The sequence below is a fragment of the Pseudodesulfovibrio sp. 5S69 genome, from assembly GCF_037094465.1.
Taxonomy (GTDB): domain Bacteria; phylum Desulfobacterota; class Desulfovibrionia; order Desulfovibrionales; family Desulfovibrionaceae; genus Pseudodesulfovibrio; species Pseudodesulfovibrio methanolicus.
The window spans coordinates 762,121-779,013 of record NZ_CP146609.1; the positions used below are offsets into that span (position 1 = coordinate 762,121).

A 16,893-nucleotide genomic window follows, 5' to 3' on the forward strand; every position below is an offset into this window, starting at 1 on the left:
CACATGGAAGCACCACAGAAAAACCTCGCACTGGACCTGGTCCGTGTCACTGAAGCCGCCGCCCTGGCCTGCGCCCGCTGGCTCGGCAAGGGCGACAAGATCGCCGCCGACCAGGCGGCCGTCGACGCCATGAGGCTGTGCTTCAACACCCTGGAGATCGAAGGCCAGATCAAGATCGGCGAAGGCGAGAAGGACGACGCCCCCATGCTCTACGCCGGGGAGAAGCTCGGCCTGGGCTCCGGCCCCAAGGTGGACATCGCCGTGGACCCGCTGGAGGGCACCAACCTGCTGGCCAACGGCCGGCCCAACGCCATCTCCGTGGTCGGCGTGGCCCCGGCCGGCGCCATGTTCGATCCGGGCCCGAGCTTCTACATGCAGAAGCTGGTCGTCCCGGCCCACGCCAAGGACGTGGTCGACATCGAGGCCCCCACCGGCCACAACCTGAAGCTCATCGCCCGCGCCCTGGACAAGGATGTGGACGATCTGGTGGTCTTCGTCCTGGACAAGCCGCGCCACAAGAAGCTGATCTCCGAGATCCGCGAGGCGGGCGCGCGCATTCAACTGCACACCGACGGCGACATCACCGGTTCGCTCATGGCCATCGACCCGCGCTGCGAGGTGGACGTCATGATGGGCACCGGCGGCACCCCCGAGGGCGTGCTCTCGGCCATCGCCATCCGCATCATGGGCGGCGAGATGTTCGCCAAACTCGATCCCCAGAAGCAGAAGGAAAAGAACAACCTGGCCGAGTTCGGCATGGACATCCGCCGGGTCCTGACCGTGGGCGACCTGGTCAAGTCCGACGACCTGTTCTTCGCGGCCACCGGCATCTCCGGCGGCACCTTCCTCAAGGGCGTGACCTACCACGGCCACGGCGCCGAGACCTCGTCCCTGGTCATGCGCGGCAAGACCGGGACCATCCGCTACGTGGAGGCCATCCACAACTGGGATACCCTGATGCGCTTCTCGGCCGTCGAGTACGACTAGGCCGATCTTCGCAACGACTTCAAAAGGCCGGTTCCCACAGTGGGGACCGGCCTTTTTATGGCGATCCATCACGCTGCGAGCGCATCGACGGGGACGAGGGGCGCACTCTTGTCCGGCGCGGCCAATCCCTTCACGGAAACGTTGAGTCCGCTCCGCTTATTGTGATATGGTTCCCAGTAAGAGGACTCCGCCATGGACAGGAACAAGCGAAACAGCACCCGCATAGAGGCCGATTTCGAAGCCTATATCACCATCGGCGAGGTGGTCACGCCCGTGTCCACCCGCAATCTCAGCCTCAAGGGCGCGCTGCTCTACGGCTGCGAGGACTGCGTGGCCGGGACGCCGTGCGAACTGCACCTGCCGCTGTCGCCGGGCATCCGCATCGTGGTCTCGGGCGAGATCGTGCGTATCAAGGGAAGCTATGCGGCCATGTCCTTCAAGGAGATGGACGAGTTGTCCTTCACCTTTTTGCACCGGCTGGTGACGCTGAATGCGGACCACCCCGAAGAAGTGGACGAGGAACTCTTGCGGATATTCGAGAAGTTCTGAGCCCGCCGGATCAGGCTGCTTCGCGCTCGCGCAGCCGCTCCCGGACCCCGCTGCGCCCGAGCAGGAGGATGCCGAAGACGATCAGCGTCCCCCCCCCGATGGTCCACAGGTCCGGGATTTCTCCCAGGAACATCATCCCCCACATGGCCGCGAACACGATCTCCAGGGTGGACACCCCGCTGATGCGCGCCGCGGACTCAATGGCGTATCCCTTGGTCATGAAGAACTGGCCCACGTTCATGAACAGTCCCACCCCGCAGAGCACCCCCCATTCGGTGAGGGTCGGCGCTACCCAGCCGTCGGCGAAGAGCGGCGAGAGCAGGGAAATGGCGATGGGCGGATAGAGCATGACCACGGCGGGTCGTTCGGTCTTGGCCAGGACCCGTACGGCCAGGATGGCCCAGGAGGTCAGGAACACGCTGAGCAGTGCGGCCAGCAGCCCCCAGGTGTCCAGGTCCGGGCTGCCCGCCCCGAACAGGAAGTCGGGCCGGCAGACCAGGGTCACCCCCGTCACGGAGGCCAGGATGGCGGCCACTCCGCCCCTGGACAGCGTCTCGCCCATGAGCAGCCAGGCCAGCAGGGCCACGGTCACGGGATGGGAGAAGATGAGCACCAATGCGTCGGCCAGGGGCAGGTGCACGATGGCGTAGAAGTCGGCGAACATGGCCCCGAACCCGAGCAGCCCGCGCGCGGCCAGCAGGAACTTGCGCTTGCCGAACATGCCCGCGCCGGACTTGCGCAGCATGATCAGGCACAGGACCACGCCGATGAGCCCTCTGAAGAAGAGGATCTCCATGGTGGGCAACCTGCTCCCGGCCAGTTTGACGAAGAGCGAGCCGAAGGAGAAGAAGAAGGTGCCGAGCAGCATGAAGCGCATGCCGGGAGTCAGAAAATTCATGGGCGGAGACTATGCCTTTCCCTTTCCGAGTCAAGCGGAAAGCGCTACTGCGCGGCGTCGAGCAGGGGACAGGAACCGGCCAGCTTGCCATAGTGCACCTGCATCATGTGCAACTCGATGTCCTTGATCCGGCCCTCGGCGGCCATGTCGTGCAGCACGGCGTCGATTTTGGGCACCAGGTCCGCGTGCCGCCGGTTCAGATAGTGGTACATGGGGTTGACGGCCATGGGCTCGCAGAGCATGCGTACGCCGCCCATGTCGATCTTGCCCAGGGTGGGCAGGATGTCGAAGAACTCGGCCAGGGCCACGTCCACCCGCCCGTTTTTGAGCAGGTCGAGCATTTTCTCGTAGGACGAGACCTGGTGGCAGTTTTCGCCCTGCACCCGGCTCTCCAGGAATTTGTAGCCGTTGCGGATGCACGTCCGGTAGTGGGCGAACTGAGCCCACCCCTTGGCCGGATCGATATCCGCGTTCACGGTCAGGACCGCGATGCGGTTGACGTAGATCGGCGTGGGCACCCGGATGAGGTCCGGGTAGCTCTTTTCCACCACGCTCACCCGGCCTGCCTCGCCGTCCACCAGCCCGTCGTTGGCCATGAGCAGGGCGCGCTCGGCCGGGTAGCCCTGCAATTCGACCTCGTAGCCGAGCCGGGCGTAGGCCTCGCTCAGGATGTGGTCGAACAGGTCATGCAGGCCGCCCGCGGGAAAGGTGGAGAAGACCAGTCGATGCTCGATGCCGTGGCGCTCGGCCCAGGCCCGGTGCGGTGAAAGCAGGAGGGCCAGGCCAGCCAGGGCAAGGCAGGCCAGCACGAGCACCGGTACCCGGCGGAAGGGGGTGCGGCGCCACAGGGCGACTGAAGGGGGGGCGGTTTCCAACATCGTAGGCAACCGTAGCCTCAAATCGCCTCCAGCGGAAGGGGGTTGCGAAATTTTTTGCGCCCTTCGGCGGGCCGGTCAGGGAGGCGCCTACAGGCCGAAGAAACGCCGCGCGTTGTCGCCGGCCATGCGCCAGACGTCCTCCAGGGGACGGCCCTTGATCTGGGCCACGCGGCGGGCGGTGAACACGGACAGCGCCGGGTGGTTGCGCTTGCCCCGCCACGGCTCGGGCGCGAGGTAGGGACAGTCGGTCTCAACGAGCAGCCGCTCGAAGGGGATGCGCGCCACGGCGGCCTGCACGTCGTCGGAATTCTTGCGGAAGGTCACCGGGCCGGGGATGGAGATGTGCCAGCCGTTGGCCACCATCCGCTCGGCCAGGCCGATGCCTGCGCCGAAACAGTGCCACAGCAGCGGGTAGTCCCTGAATCCCTCGGCTTCGAGGATGTCCACGGTGTCGTCGTTGGCGTCGCGCGAGTGGATGACGATGGGCAGGGAGAGTTCGCGGGCCAGGCTTATCTGGCGGACGAAGGCGTCTTTTTGCACGTCGTGGGGTACGCGCTCCCAATAGTAGTCCAGGCCGATCTCGCCCACGCCCTTGAGGCGCGGGTCCGCCCGGAACTGGGCGCGCATCCGTTCCAGCGCCGCGTCGGTCAACAGGTCCGCGTCGTTGGGGTGCACGCCCATGATGAAGCTGACCTCCGGGTGGGCGTCGAACAGCCTGCGCCCGCGTTCATAGGCGTCCGGCCCGAGGAAGACGTTGACGATGCGGCTCACGCCCGAATCCAGGGCGCGGCGGATGATCTCCTCGCGGTCGTCGTCGAAGTCCTCCAGGTCCAGGTGGGCGTGGGAGTCCACCCCCACCGGCGGCAGGTTCAGGGATTCGGGTTCGGGTCGCTTGGTCTTTCCCATCGGTCCGCGCTCACAGTTGTTCCCACAGGTCGAGGATGGCCGTCTTCTGCGCTTCGAGGGAGTAGGCGTTGGCGGTCTTCTGGCCCGCGGCCAGGGCGACCATCAAGGACGGGTCCCGTTCCTGGAAGAGGGTCATGGCTTCACCCAGGCAGAGGGCCGCGTCGAGCACGTCGCTGTCCGCGCACCACAGGCCGTTGCCCTTCCATGGGACCTTGCGCAGGGGAATCCACGGGGTGTAGCGCGGCTTCTCCTTCACCTGGCGCATGTAGTCCCAGCCGCCGAATCCGGCGAAGCCCACGGGCAGGCAGCCGCAGGCCATGGCTTCGAGCGGCGGCAGGGGGCATCCTTCGGGAAAGCCGGTGGCCAGGAAGATGTGCGCCGTGCGCAGAGTCTCGGCCACGCCGTGGGCGTCCATCCCGTCTATGGGCATCCAGTTGACCTGGTGCGCGCCGCAGCGGTGCTCGTGGATGGCCTTGATCTGCTCCACCAGGGCCTTGTTCTTGCGCGGCATGAAGGCCACGTTCACCCGCCCGCCGGGTTTGGACTCGGGCGCGTGGAAGATGGACCGGTCGATGCCGGGGCGCAGGATCGGGGCGTCCTTGCAGGTGGTCTCCTTGATGAATTGGGAGACCGGGTCGGACACGGCCAGGAATTCCACGGGCAGGCTGTGCCAGTCCACGCCCTCGGGCATGGACGAAAAGAGGTAGGCCCAGTTCTGGACGTAGCTGAAACAGTGGGCGTTGGCGTACAGCCCCGGCGCCAGGGCGTTGATCCACCCCTCGGGGACCACCCAGGCGTCGGATTCCCTGAGTTTCAGGGACTGCCATTCCAGCACCGGGGCGGCGTCGGCCAGCCCCTGGGGCCGCCAGCCTCCCCGTTCCCGGGCCACGAGAAACGCCTCGTGACCGGATTGGTGAAGGATGTCGGCCAACTGCCGAAGCACGGTGACGCCCCCGGTCGGTTTGGAGACCGGCGGCAGGAAGATGTAAGTTCGCATGGTCGCTTTCTGTGAACCACAAACGGGCATGTTTGGCAAGGAGAGGCTGCGGGGCGGGTGTGCAATGGGGAGGCCCGCCCCGCAGGGAGGGAAGGAGTTTTACTTCCGTGCTGGCTGAATATGTTCTACCCGCCCTTCGGGCGGTGCGCCCGTCGATTCCATCACGACCGGGCGACAATCGCGCAACGTCGGCGTGCCGGGAGACCCGGCGTCAATAAAAAAAACTCCCGGCGAACACAGGGCTCGCCGGGGAGTCGGTCATGGGCAACGGGTGCCGGCTAGGCCTTGAAGCGGTAACCCACGCCCCGGATGGTCTCGATCCAGGGAGCGTAGGGGCCGAGCTTCTGGCGCAGCCTGCGTACGTGGGTGTCCACGGTGCGGGAGTAGCCCTCGAAGTGGGTGTCCCAGACCGTGTCGAGCAGATTGTCGCGGGTCTGGACCTTGCCCGCGCCGGACACGAGCACGGTCAGGAGCTTGAACTCCGTGGCCGTGAGGGCCGTCTCCTCGCCGTCGATGGTGATCTGGTGCGCCTCGAAGTCGATGCGCAACCCCTCGCGCTCCCAGAGCTTGGGGGCGTTGGGTTCGGGCGCGCCGTAGCGGCGCAGGATGGCCTTGATGCGCAGGACCAGTTCGCGCGGGGAAAAGGGCTTGACCACATAGTCGTCGGCCCCGAGTTCCAGGCCCACGATCTTGTCGACCTCCTCGCCCTTGGCGGTGAGCATGATGACCGGGATGCGGGCCGTGGCCGGGTCGGCCTTGAGTTGGCGGCAGACCTCCAGGCCGTCGGTGCCGGGCATCATCAGGTCGAGGAGCATGATGTCCGGCTTGAAGGCATGGGCCAGGTTGAGGCCGAGCTGGCCGTCCTCGGCGGCGGCCACGTCGAACCCGGCGGCGGTGAGGTTGTATTTCAGCAGTTCACGCGTGTCTCTGTGGTCTTCGACCACCAGGATTTTCTGGGCTGACACTGTTGGCTCCTTTCGGTGTGATGGGACTGCTATACCCCATGTCTGTAACAATCAGTGTTACATATGGGCAACAATTTCGCAACTTGGCATCCCTGCGGCATCGTTTCGGAAACGACTGCGGGCCGGGAATCGACCGTCTATCCAAGCCGTTGAAATCATGTGCCAACAATCTCGTACGCGGGCATAAAGGGGATCGCCCGGGCGGCCGATAAGTAGGCATCGTCCGGAACCATCAAGCATCATCGGAGCACGCCGCATGTATTATCACGGATTCGACAAGAAGTTTCCCTCGGGCAGCAAGTACTGGACCCTGTACGACGACCAGCTCATCGGCATGCTCTTCTCCAAGATCGTGAACAAGACCGTGAGCGTGGAGTCGGACACCGCGAGCCGGGAGGGCATGGTGGACGAGATGGTCCAGAACCTCTTCGACCTCTGCTTCTACATCAACAAGGATTTTCACGACTGCTAGCCGCAGCCCCGCCGAACATGTTTGAAGAGCCCGGTTCTCCGGGCTTTTTCTATTTTCGGCGGGGTAACAATTGACTCCGGTGCGGACTTGAGCAAAAGTCTGGATTGTCGAAATAGTCTTTGCGATATCCTGAGCCGGAGGGCCCGCCCATGCACATGCAATCCAAACTGACCGCGAGCTTCGCCGCCATCGGCATCATCGCCTGCCTGACCGCCGTGTTCATCGCCCGGGACATGATCCGGAGCGAGTTCGGGGACTATGTGTTGCAACGGGAATTTTCGCTGTTCCGCGCCGACTTGGCGGAGTATGCCGCCCGGTACGGCGGCCTGGATCGGGCCATGCACATGGCCCCGTTCAGCACCTTCGCCGCGCCCGCCGAGGAGACCCGGCGGTGGCAGGGCCAGCCGTTCCGTTTTCTGGTCATGGACCAGGCCGGGACCGTCCTGTTCCCCGCGGGCGGGTACAAGGCCGGGGAAACCGTGCCCGGCGAGGTCCTGGCCGGGGCCGAGCCCGTGACCGTGGACGGCAAGGTGGTGGCCCTGGCCGCGCATACCGGGCTGCGGCGGATGGCGGCGGGCGACGCGGCCTTTCTGGGCATGGCCGATTCGTCCCTGGCCATCGGCGCGGCGTGCGGGGCCGGGCTCGCCGTGCTCCTGGCGCTGGCCCTCGGGTGGCGGCAGTCCGCCCCGGCCCGCAAGGTGATCCGGAACGTCCGCACGCTGTGCAGCGGGGGCGGCGAAGGCACCTGCATCGAGGTGCCCGTGGACGAGGACATGGGCGAACTGGCCGAGGCCTACAACGCCATGAGCGAGGAGCTGTCCCGCTGCCGCTTCGAATTGAGCGAGCTGTCCGTGCTCGACCCCCAGACCAGCCTGTACAACCGCCGCCATTTCGACGAGCAAGCCCGCCAGTTTTTCGAGAACGCCAAGCGGTATGAGCAGCCCATGTCCGTCGTGATGGGCGACCTGGACCATTTCCGCGCCCTGAACGAGAGTTTTTCCCGCGAGGTGGGGGACATGGTCCTGGAAAAGGTGGCCGAGCTGTTCACCCGGAACACCCGCAAGAGCGACGTGGTCGCCCGCTACGGGGGCGAGGAGTTCGTGGTCCTGTTCACCAACACCGCCCGCGACAAGGCGGCCATCGCCTGCGAGAACATCCGCCGCGTCGTGGAGGAATATCCCTGGGAGGAGTTCCATCCCGGCCTGAAGGTCACCCTGTCCATGGGGCTGGCCGACAACGCGGACCTGGGCAGCGCCGCGTCCATGGTCGCCCGCGCCGACCAGTACCTGTCCGCGGCCAAGGCCGGCGGCCGGAACCGCCTGGCCGGGGCCGAGTAGGACCGATCGGCCGTCACCGCCCACGCTGGCTCCGCCACGGATTGGAGCGGGAAGAGATGCCCGTCTTCAATGCCGGTGCAGGATGTTCAAGCGTCGGGAAAAGAAGAAATTTCCTTTAACACACTGAGAGATATATGCCGCATGCCATGCCGGATGGAATCAACGTATTGTTTGTCGCCGGGTTCGGCCCCATTGTGACCGACCAGGAGAAGAGCGAACAGCTTTTTAAGGATATCCTGGGCCTGCCGCTGGTCTCGATCGAAGGGTATGCGGGCTACCTGTATTCCGCGGACATCCAGGGAGTGAAGCACTTTGCGCTGTGGCCGCTGGACAAGGCGGCGCTCTCCTGCTTCGGCAAGCCCGAATGGCCGGAGGACGTGCCCGTGCCCCAGGCGTGGCTCGAGATCGATGTCGCCGACATCGAATCCGCGACGAAAATCCTGGAAGCGCACGGATATGACCTTCTGACGCGCTTGCGGGAAGAGCCCTGGGGGCAGACCGTCACGCGTTTCCTCAGCCCGGAAGGCATTCTTCTCGCCGTTACCCATACACCCTTTTTGAGGGACGAGGAAACGGACTAGGCACGGCGGACGAGCGACCCTCTCCCCGGGGGCGGCAGCCGGTCTTCCGGGCGCGGCGGCGCTAGGCCCCCAGGCAGAGGTTCACGGCCTCGATCACGTCGGCCACGTCGTCGTCGGTCAGCTTGGCGGACAGGGGCAGGCTCAGGGTCTCGCGGCCCAGGGCCACGGCGTGCGGGGTGTCTTCAAGCTTCCAGCCATAGCGATCCCGGTAGTAGGGATGCTCGGGCACGGCCAGGTAGTGGACGCCCGCGCCGATGTTCTCTTTCGTCAGCCGGACCAGGACCTGATCGCGGTCCAAGCCGCAGGCCACGGGGTCGATCATCAGGGTGTACAGGTGCCGGGCGTGGCGGGTGTCCGGCTCTTCCGGGGCCGGGGTGCCGACCGGCAGGGCGCGGAACGCCTCCTGGTACATGTCCCAGATCTCGCAGCGGCGTTTGAAATTCTCCTCCACCCGCTTGAGCTGGTGGATGCCGATGGCCGCCTGGATGTCCATCATGTTGTATTTGAACCCGGCATGAACCACCTGGTAGTGCTTGTACCCCTCGTCCGAGAACCGTTTCCAGGCGTCGGCCGACATGCCGTGCAGGCCGAGCACCTTGATGTTCCGGATGTCCGCCTCATCCCGGGCGATGACCATGCCGCCCTCGCCGGTGCAGACGTTTTTGGTCACGTAGAACGAGAAGCAGCCGAAGTCGCCGAAGGTGCCCGCGTGCCGCCCCTTGTAGGTGGTCTCGATGGCGTGGGCGCAGTCCTCGACCACCTTGAGGCCGTGCTCGTGCGCGATGGCCATGATCGGGTCCATGTCGCAGGACCGGCCCGCGAAGTGCACGGGCAGGACGGCCTTGGTGCGCGGGGTGATCTTCTCGCGGATGGCCTCCGGGTCGATGTTCTGGGTGACCGGGTCCACGTCGGCCAGCACGGGCGTGCCCCCGGCGTGGATGATGGCGTTGACCGAGGCGCAGAAGGTCAGCGGCGTGGTGATGACCTCGTCGCCGGGCTCAAGGCCCAGGGCCACCAGGGAGAGGTGCAGGGCGGCCGTGCAGGAGTTGCAGGCCGCGGCGTGGGTGGCGCCCACGTAGTCGGAGAAGTCCTTCTCGAACCGGGCCACCTTGGGGCCGGTGCCGAGCCAGCCGGACTTCATGGAAGCCACGACCTCGTCGATTTCGTCCTGGCCGATGAGGGGGGCGCCGAAAACCAGAAAATTATCCTTGGAACGAACGGGCATGTCCGTATCTCCTTGTATGGGTTGCGTGTGGCGAGGTTTAGCAGATTCCCGCCGGGGGGTAAACGTTGACCGTCCATCCCGCCGTCGGCTATCGAATACGGGTCGCGTTAAAACCTGACAAGGGGCTCCCGTGGGTATTCTGCTCTTCCTCATGGCCGTGGTGCCGTCCGCCGTGCTGCTGTGGCTCTTCCTGTCCAGCGACAAATATCCGGAACCGGCCGGGGCCCTGATTTCGTCCTTTCTCCTCGGGGTGCTCATCGTCCTGGGCATCTATCTGCTTTATCCGTTCCTGTCCCTGGTGGCCTCGGGCCTGCCTGCGGGCAACCCCTATGTGGTGGGCGCGACCCACGCCTTTCTCCTGGCCGCCGTGCCCGAGGAGGCCTTCAAGTTCATCATACTGCGGCGCTACTGCGTCAACCACCCGGCCTTTGACGAGCCCATGGACGGCATCGTCTACGGCGTGACCGTGTCGCTCGGGTTCGCCACGGCCGAGAACCTGCTCTACGTCCTGGACGGCGGCATGCACGTGGCCGTGGGCCGGGCGTTCCTGGCCGTGCCGTGCCACGCCCTGGTCGGCGCGGTCATGGGCTACCACGTGGGGCTGGCGGCCTTCTCGCGCGGGGAGCGCAGCGGGCTCTACGCCAAGGCGTTGCTGCTGTCCATTCTGTTTCACGGGCTGTACGACTTCGTGCCCATGACCTTCCGCAACGCCCAGGCAATGGGCGTTGCCATCCCCGCAACGGTGTCGTTCGGCCTGAACATCCTGTTCGGCGCGGTCCTCTTCGTCCTGATCCAGTACGTGGCCGTGCTGACCCGGTCCATGAAGGCCATCCAGCGCGAGCAGACGGGCCCGAGCTTCGGCTTCAGCCGGGTCCTGCCCAACCGGGTGCGCACCCTGGACCCGGCCGTCCGGCGCAGCCGAGTCCGGCGGTGGATCAAGGCCTACAAGGACGAGACCGCGCCCATGGACCTGCTCTTCTCCGCCCTGTGCCTGGTGGGCGTGTTCTGCGCCCTGGCGGGCGCGGCCCACATGGGCGCCCCCGGCGACCCCCTGTCGCGTATCTCCCTGGTCGTCGCCGTAATCTTTTTTGTCTACGGCATCGGGTTCGCGGCCCGGGGCATGGGCAAGCTCACGGTCAAACTGCTCCGGGACCGTGACGGCCGATGACGATCGGGTGACGCCCGGGTGCGCAGGTTGCGCTTTGGCACGGCATTGGCTATATAGCCTCCCCCGGCCCAATCCAGGGCCGTTGAAACACATCTGATACGAGGTACCGCAAGTGATCAGACCAGATTTCGAAAAGATGAACGGACTTGTGCCCGCCATCGCCCAGGACGCCGAGACCGGCGAAGTCCTGATGATGGCCTACATGAACGAAGCGTCCTGGGATAAGACCTTGGAGACCGGCGAGGCCCATTACTGGAGCCGCAGCCGTCAGGAGCTATGGCATAAGGGCGGTACCTCGGGCCATACGCAGAAGGTGAAGTCCATCCGCATTGACTGCGACGACGACACCTTGGTACTTCTGATCGAGCAGATCGGCGGCGCGGCCTGCCACAAGGGTTACCGCTCCTGCTTCTACCGCGAACTCAAGGACGGCGTGGTCAGCGAATGCTCGCCCTACGTCTTCGACCCCAAAGAGGTATATAAGAAATGAGTGAACAATTCCTTCGACTCGGCGTTCCCAAGGGCTCCCTCCAGGACGCGACCATAAAACTGTTTGAAAAGGCCGGCTGGAAGATCAAGCTGCACGAGCGCAACTACTTCCCGGATATCGACGACGACCGCATCAAGTGCTCCCTGGCCCGCGCCCAGGAGATGTCCATGTACGTGGAGAACGGCACCTTCGACGTCGGTCTGACCGGCATGGACTGGATCCGCGAGAACAAGTCCGACGTGGTCGTGGTCGACGACCTGATCTATTCCAAGGTCTCCAACCGCAAGGCCCGCTGGGTGCTGTGCGTGCGCGGCGACTCCCCGTACAAGCGGCCCGAGGACCTGGACGGCAAGAAGATCTCCACCGAGCTTATGGGCTTCACCAAGGAATACTTCGAGTCCCAGGGCATCAACGTGGACGTCTCGTTCTCCTGGGGCACCACCGAGGCCAAGGTGGTCGAGGGACTGTGCGACGGCATCGTCGAGATCACCGAGACCGGCACGACCATCAAGGCCAACGGCCTGCGGATCATCGCCGAGCTGATGCAGACCAACACCCAGATCATCGCCAACAAGGACGCCTGGGCCGACCCCAAGAAGCGCCAGCTCATCGAGGAGATCAACCTGCTCCTCCAGGGCGCCCTGCGCGCGGGCAAGATGGTCGGGCTCAAGATGAACCTGCCCAAGGACAAGCTGGCCGAACTCAACGGCACGCTGCCGTCCCTGAACTCCCCCACCGTGGCCGAGCTTCAGGACCCCAACTGGCTGTCCGTCGAGGTCATGGTCGAGGAGAAGATCGTCCGCGAGCTGATCCCCAGGCTGGTCGGCTTCGGCGCAGAGGGCATCATCGAGTACCCGCTCAACAAGGTCATCTAAACGGACTGACCCTGTTTTTGAAAGAACAGGCCGGGAGAAGCGTTGCTTCTCCCGGCTTTTTTTGTTGGCCGCGCATTCGCGTCTGGGTTGAGATGGTCCGCCTGGCGGCGGGCCTTGTTGCGCTCGGGGGGATGGCCGCGCATCCGCGTCCGGGCGTTTGGCTGTCCGCCTTACTTAATGATTTCGCCTTTACGGCGACTTCCTTTTTTGCTGGCGCAGAAAAAAGGAAGCAAAAACTGCGCTGCGGTGCGGCCGCGCGGAAGCGGACCCAAGAGCCCGTAGGCGGCTTTCGCTGGCCGGATGGATGTCTGCTGTGCAGACGCGATCCGGCCTGCGCTTCGCCGCCGGGAACGGGCTCTAGGGTTCGCTTCCGATTGCTGATCTCCGTTTGTTGGGAATGCATTGCCGCGAAAAGCCCGACGTAAGAAGTCGTACACCGATGATTGGCCGCGCATCCGCGTCGGGGTTGGGGTGGATCGCCTGGCGGCGGGCCTTGTTGAGCTCGGGGGATTGTCCGCGCATTCGCGTCCGGGCGTTTGGTTGTCCGCCTTATTTAATGATTTCGCCTTTACGGCGACTTCCTTTTTTGCTGGCGCAGAAAAAAGGAAGCAAAAACTGCGCTGTGGTGCGGGCGCGCGGAAGCGGACCCAAGAGCCCGTAGGCGGCTTTCGCTGGCTGGATAGATGTCTGCTTCGCAGACGCGATCCGGCCTGCGCTTCGCCGCCGGGAACGGGCTCTAGGGTTCGCTTCCGATTGCTGATCTCCGTTTGTTGGGAATGCATTGCCGCGAAAAGCCCGACGTAAGAAGTCGTACACCGATGATTGGCCGCGCATCCGCGTCGGGGTTGGGGTGGATCGCCTGGCGGCGGGCCTTGTTGAGCTCGGGGGATTGTCCGCGCATTCGCGTCCGCGCGTTTGGTTGTCCGCCTTATTTAATGATTTCGCCTTTACGGCGACTTCCTTTTTTGCTGGCGCAGAAAAAAGGAAGCAAAAACTGCGCTGTGGTGCGAGCGCGGCGGAAGCGGACCCAAGAGCCCGTAGGCGGCTTCCGCTGGCCGGATGGATGTCTGCTGCGCAGACTCGATCCAGCCTGCGCTTCGCCGCCGGGGACGGGCTCTAGGGTTCGCTTCCGATTGCTGTTCTGCGTTTGTTGGGAATGGGGCTGCCGCGAATGGGCTGGCGGAAGAGGCTTTGCGCGGGAGTTTGGCCGTACTTTGCGGCAGAGTGGATTGGCCTTCCGCGTTCGGCTCGGCAAAAGGCCCGGCAGGAACTCACTACTGTGGCCATGGAGCGATTCGGACGCGAGCGTCCGACAGCGGCTCTCCCCCGCCCCGCGCCATGGCACGCCTCACCGCATCCAACCACACCTCTTCCCTGCACCCAAACGAGCCCTTGATCGGGGGGGTTAGAAGCTGACGATTCGGGGCGGCGGCTCTTCGATTCGCAGCGAGCGCAGCGAGCCTCGAATCGGGAGCCGACCCGAATCGATCAGCTTCTTATCCCCCGATCTCCGGGCGGCCGCGTCCCCCCCCCAAGGCCCTTTTTTTCGTCTATTTTTTTGGGCCAGCAAAAAAATGGACCCCGCCGGGAGGGCAGGGAGAATTGTGTGGGGCTTCAGCCCCACACAGCGGCTCTCGGAGGTTGAAGGGGGGCAACCCCTTCACCGGCTCTCCCGCGTCGCAGGCGCGTCCCGGAGCGAGCGGGCTCTGCCCGCAAAGCGGCTCTCAAGCGCCGCAGGCGCGCTCTTCTCTTCCATTTCGCCTAAGTTCAGGAAGCGGCCGCCTTCCCCCGCTTCCTGACCTTGAGATTCATGAACTCCACGAACAGGGAAAACGCCATGGCGAAATAGATGTACCCCCTGTCGATGTGCTTGTGCATGCCCTCGGCCATGAGAAATATGCCGACCAGCAGGAGGAAGGAGAAGGCGAGCATCTGTACCGTGGGGTGGGCGGACACGAACGTGGAGACCGGCCCGGCGAACAGCAGCATCACCCCCACGGCCACCACGATGGCCGCGATCATGACCGTCAGGTGCTGGGCCATGCCCACGGCGGTGATGACCGAGTCGAGCGAGAAGACCATGTCCAGAAGCACGATCTGGATGATCGCCCCGGCATAGGAGTGCACGGCGCGGGCCGCGCCCTCGCCCGCGGGCGGTCCCTCCAGCTTGTCGTGAATCTCGTGGGTGGCCTTGGCCAGGAGGAACAGCCCGCCGGTCAGCAGGACCACGTCGCGGCCCGAAACCACGTGGCCGAACACGGTGAACAGCGGGGCGGTCAGGCCCATGATGGCCGAGATGGCCAGCAGAAGCGCGATGCGGGTGAGCATGGCCAGACCGATGCCCAGCCGTCGGGCCGTGGCCCGCGATGCCTCGGGCAGCTTGTTGGTGACCACCACCACGAAGACGATGTTGTCGATGCCGAGCACGATTTCGAGCCCGGCCAGGGTGATCAGGGCGATGAGGTTTTCCAGGGTCCACAGTCCTTCGAACATGACGCTCCCTCGGTCGGAATTTTCGATGTGGAGACTATGAAGAATGCCGGGCGCGAAATCAATCGCTTCGGGACGCCGTGGACAGGTACAGGCCGACCCAGCCGTCCATGAAGGTGCGTTCGAGCCGCTCGGCCAGCCCGGCGCGGACCAGGAGCGGAACCGCGCCGCCGTTCGCCATGTACTCCAGGAAGCGGGCGTGGTGGTCGCGCCCGGCCAGCCGTTCCACCAGCCGGATGGCCCGGCCGGTCAGCCAGGACTGGCCGGGGCCGGGCGGCAGGTAGTCGGCGACCAGGACCGGGCCGCCGGGCCGGACCACGCGGCGCGCCTCGGCCAGGATGGCGCGGGCCGTGTCGAGCGGCTTTTCGTGCAGGGCAAAGCTGATGGCAGCGCCGTCAAAGGCGTTGTCCGGCAGGGGCAGGGCGGCGGCGTCGGCCAGGATGTATCTCGCGCCGGGCCGCTTGGCGCGGGCCACGGCGAGCATGTGCGGCGAGAGGTCCACCCCGGTCACGGCCAGGCCGCTTTCCAGGGCCTGTTCGGCCAGCAGGCCGGTGCCGCAGCACAGGTCCAGGACGGTCACGGCGGTCCGGGCCAGCCGCTTGGCCATGGCCCGGTGGATGGGGCGCAGTGGGCGGCCCACCAGGGGGTCGTACACGGAGGCGATGCGGCCGTACTCGTCCATGGTCAGGGTGCGTCGGCGTTCAGGATGTGCCGGATGCGGTCCTCGGGCAGGCCGTATTTCCGGAAGATGGCCGCCCGTTCGCCGGACGCGGCCAGGGTGGGCTGCGCGGCCAGGAGCAGGGCGAACAGTACGCCGGCGAGTATCCGCAGGGGTGTCATGGACAGGGATGCTATCATCCCCGGAGAATCAAGTCACTCACCTTGCCCGGTGTCGAATCGGAACACGGGCGCGGCCATTGGACGTCGTATCGGCAGGCATGCTATCTTGATGGATCAAAGGGGGAAGGCATGAAATTCACCGGGGTCAATCTGCTCGATGAGTTGGAGCGGCCGGAACTGGCCGACCTGCGCGCGGTCTTTCGCAAACGGGCCGTGGACAAGGGCGAGGTCGTGTTCCGGCCCGACGGGTCCGAGGACCTGGTCTTCGTGGTGGCCAAGGGCAGGATGCGGGTCTACCTGGCATACGAAGACAAGGAATTCACCCTGGCCATCCTCAACCCCGGCGACCCCTATTCCACCCACTCCGGGTGCTACATCCAGGTCCTGGAGGACGCCGAACTGCTGCTCACGGACGTGCGCTCGGTCAAGCGCTGCATGACCGACATCCCGCTGTTCACCCGGACCATGGTCCGCGTCCTGGGCCACATCCTGCGCAATTCGTTCTCGATCATCGGCGGGCTGGCCTTCAAGGACATCTATAACCGGCTCATGGATTACATCCTGAACGAAGCGCGCACCTCGGGCACACCCGAGAACGGCGGGCGGCTGCTCGAACTGAACCTGACCATTGAGCAGTTGTCCCAACTCATGGGGGCCACCCGCCAGACCGTGTCCACACTGCTCAACGATATGGAGCGCGCGGGCCTGATGTTCAAGCGCGGGCGCGGCGTCTATTTCATCCCCAACCTCGACGCTCTGGCCGAGGCCGCCGGGGATGATTTGAAGTGATCAATCGAACCAGTTGGTGATGCGCTCATAGACCGGCCCGCTGACGACCAGGTCGCCGCTCGCGGGGAAATCGCCTCTCCAGAAACGGGCGCGGGTGTTGATCGCCCGGAGCACGTCCCTGGCCTTTTTCTCCGAAATGTCCAGTTCACCCACAATGTCGGCAACCGTGAAGCTGAAGGAGTCGTCGCCGTCGGAATAGCCTTGCCGGATGAAGTCCAGGGCCCCTTTGATGTCATGGTGTTTCGCCATCTTTCTCTCCTCGGTACGAAGTGTATGCTGATATCCGTTCGTTGGTGTCCCTCTGCCGATAGAATTACGCCCAGCCTATGACACTTGGCACAATGTGTCACCAGGGAAGTTGGCGATTTCTTCCGGATTGTCCCTCCCGGCCCGCGACACGCGCCTTCAGGCTTCCTTTTTGACTGAACGGATTTTCATCTGTTCAC

The 16,893-nt window shown here is 64.8% G+C and carries 19 protein-coding genes; 9 read left to right on the forward strand and 10 right to left on the reverse strand.

The genetic code is table 11. The features are described from left to right. Window positions 1-3 precede the first annotated feature (3 nt). On the forward strand, window positions 4-987 hold the full coding sequence (gene glpX, locus V8V93_RS03595) for a class II fructose-bisphosphatase (RefSeq protein WP_338669007.1): 984 nt from the start codon (window positions 4-6) through the stop codon (window positions 985-987). Between the two features lie 192 nt (window positions 988-1,179). Then, entirely contained in the window at window positions 1,180-1,536 is a 357-nt protein-coding gene (locus V8V93_RS03600) for a PilZ domain-containing protein (RefSeq protein WP_338669008.1), read from the forward strand. 10 nt (window positions 1,537-1,546) lie between these two features. Here V8V93_RS03600 and V8V93_RS03605 read toward each other — a convergent pair whose 3' ends face one another. From V8V93_RS03605 to V8V93_RS03625, 5 genes are all read right to left on the reverse strand, one after another. Continuing rightward, window positions 1,547-2,434, reverse strand: a complete 888-nt coding sequence (locus tag V8V93_RS03605; protein ID WP_338669009.1) for a DMT family transporter — start codon at window positions 2,432-2,434, stop codon at window positions 1,547-1,549. A gap of 44 nt (window positions 2,435-2,478) precedes the next feature. Beyond that, a complete protein-coding gene (locus tag V8V93_RS03610) occupies window positions 2,479-3,312 on the reverse strand; it encodes a substrate-binding periplasmic protein (protein WP_338669010.1) in 834 nt (277 codons plus the stop codon). Window positions 3,313-3,399: 87 nt separating this feature from the next. After that, on the reverse strand, window positions 3,400-4,218 hold the full coding sequence (locus tag V8V93_RS03615; protein WP_338669011.1) for a TatD family hydrolase: 819 nt from the start codon (window positions 4,216-4,218) through the stop codon (window positions 3,400-3,402). Between the two features lie 10 nt (window positions 4,219-4,228). Next, window positions 4,229-5,215: a glycosyltransferase family 1 protein gene (locus V8V93_RS03620; RefSeq protein ID WP_338669012.1), complete on the reverse strand. Its 987-nt coding sequence runs from the start codon at window positions 5,213-5,215 to the stop codon at window positions 4,229-4,231. A gap of 278 nt (window positions 5,216-5,493) precedes the next feature. Continuing rightward, the gene (locus tag V8V93_RS03625) at window positions 5,494-6,180 is read right to left on the reverse strand and encodes a response regulator transcription factor (protein ID WP_338669013.1); all 687 of its coding nucleotides are present in this window, start codon (window positions 6,178-6,180) and stop codon (window positions 5,494-5,496) included. Between the two features lie 256 nt (window positions 6,181-6,436). Here V8V93_RS03625 and V8V93_RS03630 point away from each other — a divergent pair, with 256 nt between their 5' ends. From V8V93_RS03630 to V8V93_RS03640, 3 genes are all read left to right on the forward strand, one after another. Continuing rightward, on the forward strand, window positions 6,437-6,652 hold the full coding sequence (locus V8V93_RS03630; RefSeq protein ID WP_338669014.1) for a hypothetical protein: 216 nt from the start codon (window positions 6,437-6,439) through the stop codon (window positions 6,650-6,652). A 149-nt stretch (window positions 6,653-6,801) separates the two neighbouring features. Then, window positions 6,802-7,989, forward strand: a complete 1,188-nt coding sequence (locus V8V93_RS03635; RefSeq protein WP_338669015.1) for a GGDEF domain-containing protein — start codon at window positions 6,802-6,804, stop codon at window positions 7,987-7,989. Between the two features lie 134 nt (window positions 7,990-8,123). Then, the gene (locus tag V8V93_RS03640; protein ID WP_338669016.1) at window positions 8,124-8,570 is read left to right on the forward strand and encodes a VOC family protein; all 447 of its coding nucleotides are present in this window, start codon (window positions 8,124-8,126) and stop codon (window positions 8,568-8,570) included. 61 nt (window positions 8,571-8,631) lie between these two features. Here the strand turns inward: V8V93_RS03640 and V8V93_RS03645 are convergent, their stop codons facing one another. Further along, complete coding sequence (locus tag V8V93_RS03645) at window positions 8,632-9,795, reverse strand: DegT/DnrJ/EryC1/StrS family aminotransferase (protein WP_338669017.1); 1,164 nt, start codon at window positions 9,793-9,795, stop codon at window positions 8,632-8,634. Window positions 9,796-9,925: 130 nt separating this feature from the next. On the opposite strand from V8V93_RS03645, the gene V8V93_RS03650 reads away from it, so the two are divergent. The 3 genes from V8V93_RS03650 (at window position 9,926) to hisG (ending at window position 12,328) form a co-directional block, all read left to right on the forward strand. Then, window positions 9,926-10,963, forward strand: coding sequence for a PrsW family glutamic-type intramembrane protease (locus tag V8V93_RS03650; protein ID WP_338669018.1), 1,038 nt, complete (start codon window positions 9,926-9,928; stop codon window positions 10,961-10,963). 136 nt (window positions 10,964-11,099) lie between these two features. Continuing rightward, entirely contained in the window at window positions 11,100-11,453 is a 354-nt protein-coding gene (gene hisI, locus V8V93_RS03655; protein ID WP_338670229.1) for a phosphoribosyl-AMP cyclohydrolase, read from the forward strand. Next, window positions 11,450-12,328: an ATP phosphoribosyltransferase gene (gene hisG / locus V8V93_RS03660; protein WP_338669019.1), complete on the forward strand. Its 879-nt coding sequence runs from the start codon at window positions 11,450-11,452 to the stop codon at window positions 12,326-12,328. The genes hisI and hisG overlap by 4 nt, the downstream gene beginning before the upstream one ends. A 1,767-nt stretch (window positions 12,329-14,095) precedes the next feature. Here hisG and V8V93_RS03665 read toward each other — a convergent pair. From V8V93_RS03665 to V8V93_RS03675, 3 genes are read right to left on the reverse strand one after another with little or no spacing between them, the layout of a single operon-like run. Then, complete coding sequence (locus V8V93_RS03665) at window positions 14,096-14,821, reverse strand: TerC family protein (RefSeq protein ID WP_338669020.1); 726 nt, start codon at window positions 14,819-14,821, stop codon at window positions 14,096-14,098. Window positions 14,822-14,879: 58 nt separating this feature from the next. Beyond that, entirely contained in the window at window positions 14,880-15,500 is a 621-nt protein-coding gene (locus V8V93_RS03670) for a class I SAM-dependent methyltransferase (protein ID WP_338669021.1), read from the reverse strand. 2 nt (window positions 15,501-15,502) lie between these two features. After that, window positions 15,503-15,676, reverse strand: a complete 174-nt coding sequence (locus V8V93_RS03675) for a hypothetical protein (RefSeq protein WP_338669022.1) — start codon at window positions 15,674-15,676, stop codon at window positions 15,503-15,505. Window positions 15,677-15,787: 111 nt separating this feature from the next. On the opposite strand from V8V93_RS03675, the gene V8V93_RS03680 reads away from it, so the two are divergent. After that, window positions 15,788-16,447, forward strand: a complete 660-nt coding sequence (locus V8V93_RS03680) for a Crp/Fnr family transcriptional regulator (RefSeq protein ID WP_338669023.1) — start codon at window positions 15,788-15,790, stop codon at window positions 16,445-16,447. Here V8V93_RS03680 and V8V93_RS03685 read toward each other — a convergent pair whose 3' ends face one another. Beyond that, a complete protein-coding gene (locus V8V93_RS03685; RefSeq protein WP_338669024.1) occupies window positions 16,448-16,696 on the reverse strand; it encodes a hypothetical protein in 249 nt (82 codons plus the stop codon). Window positions 16,697-16,893 lie beyond the last annotated feature (197 nt).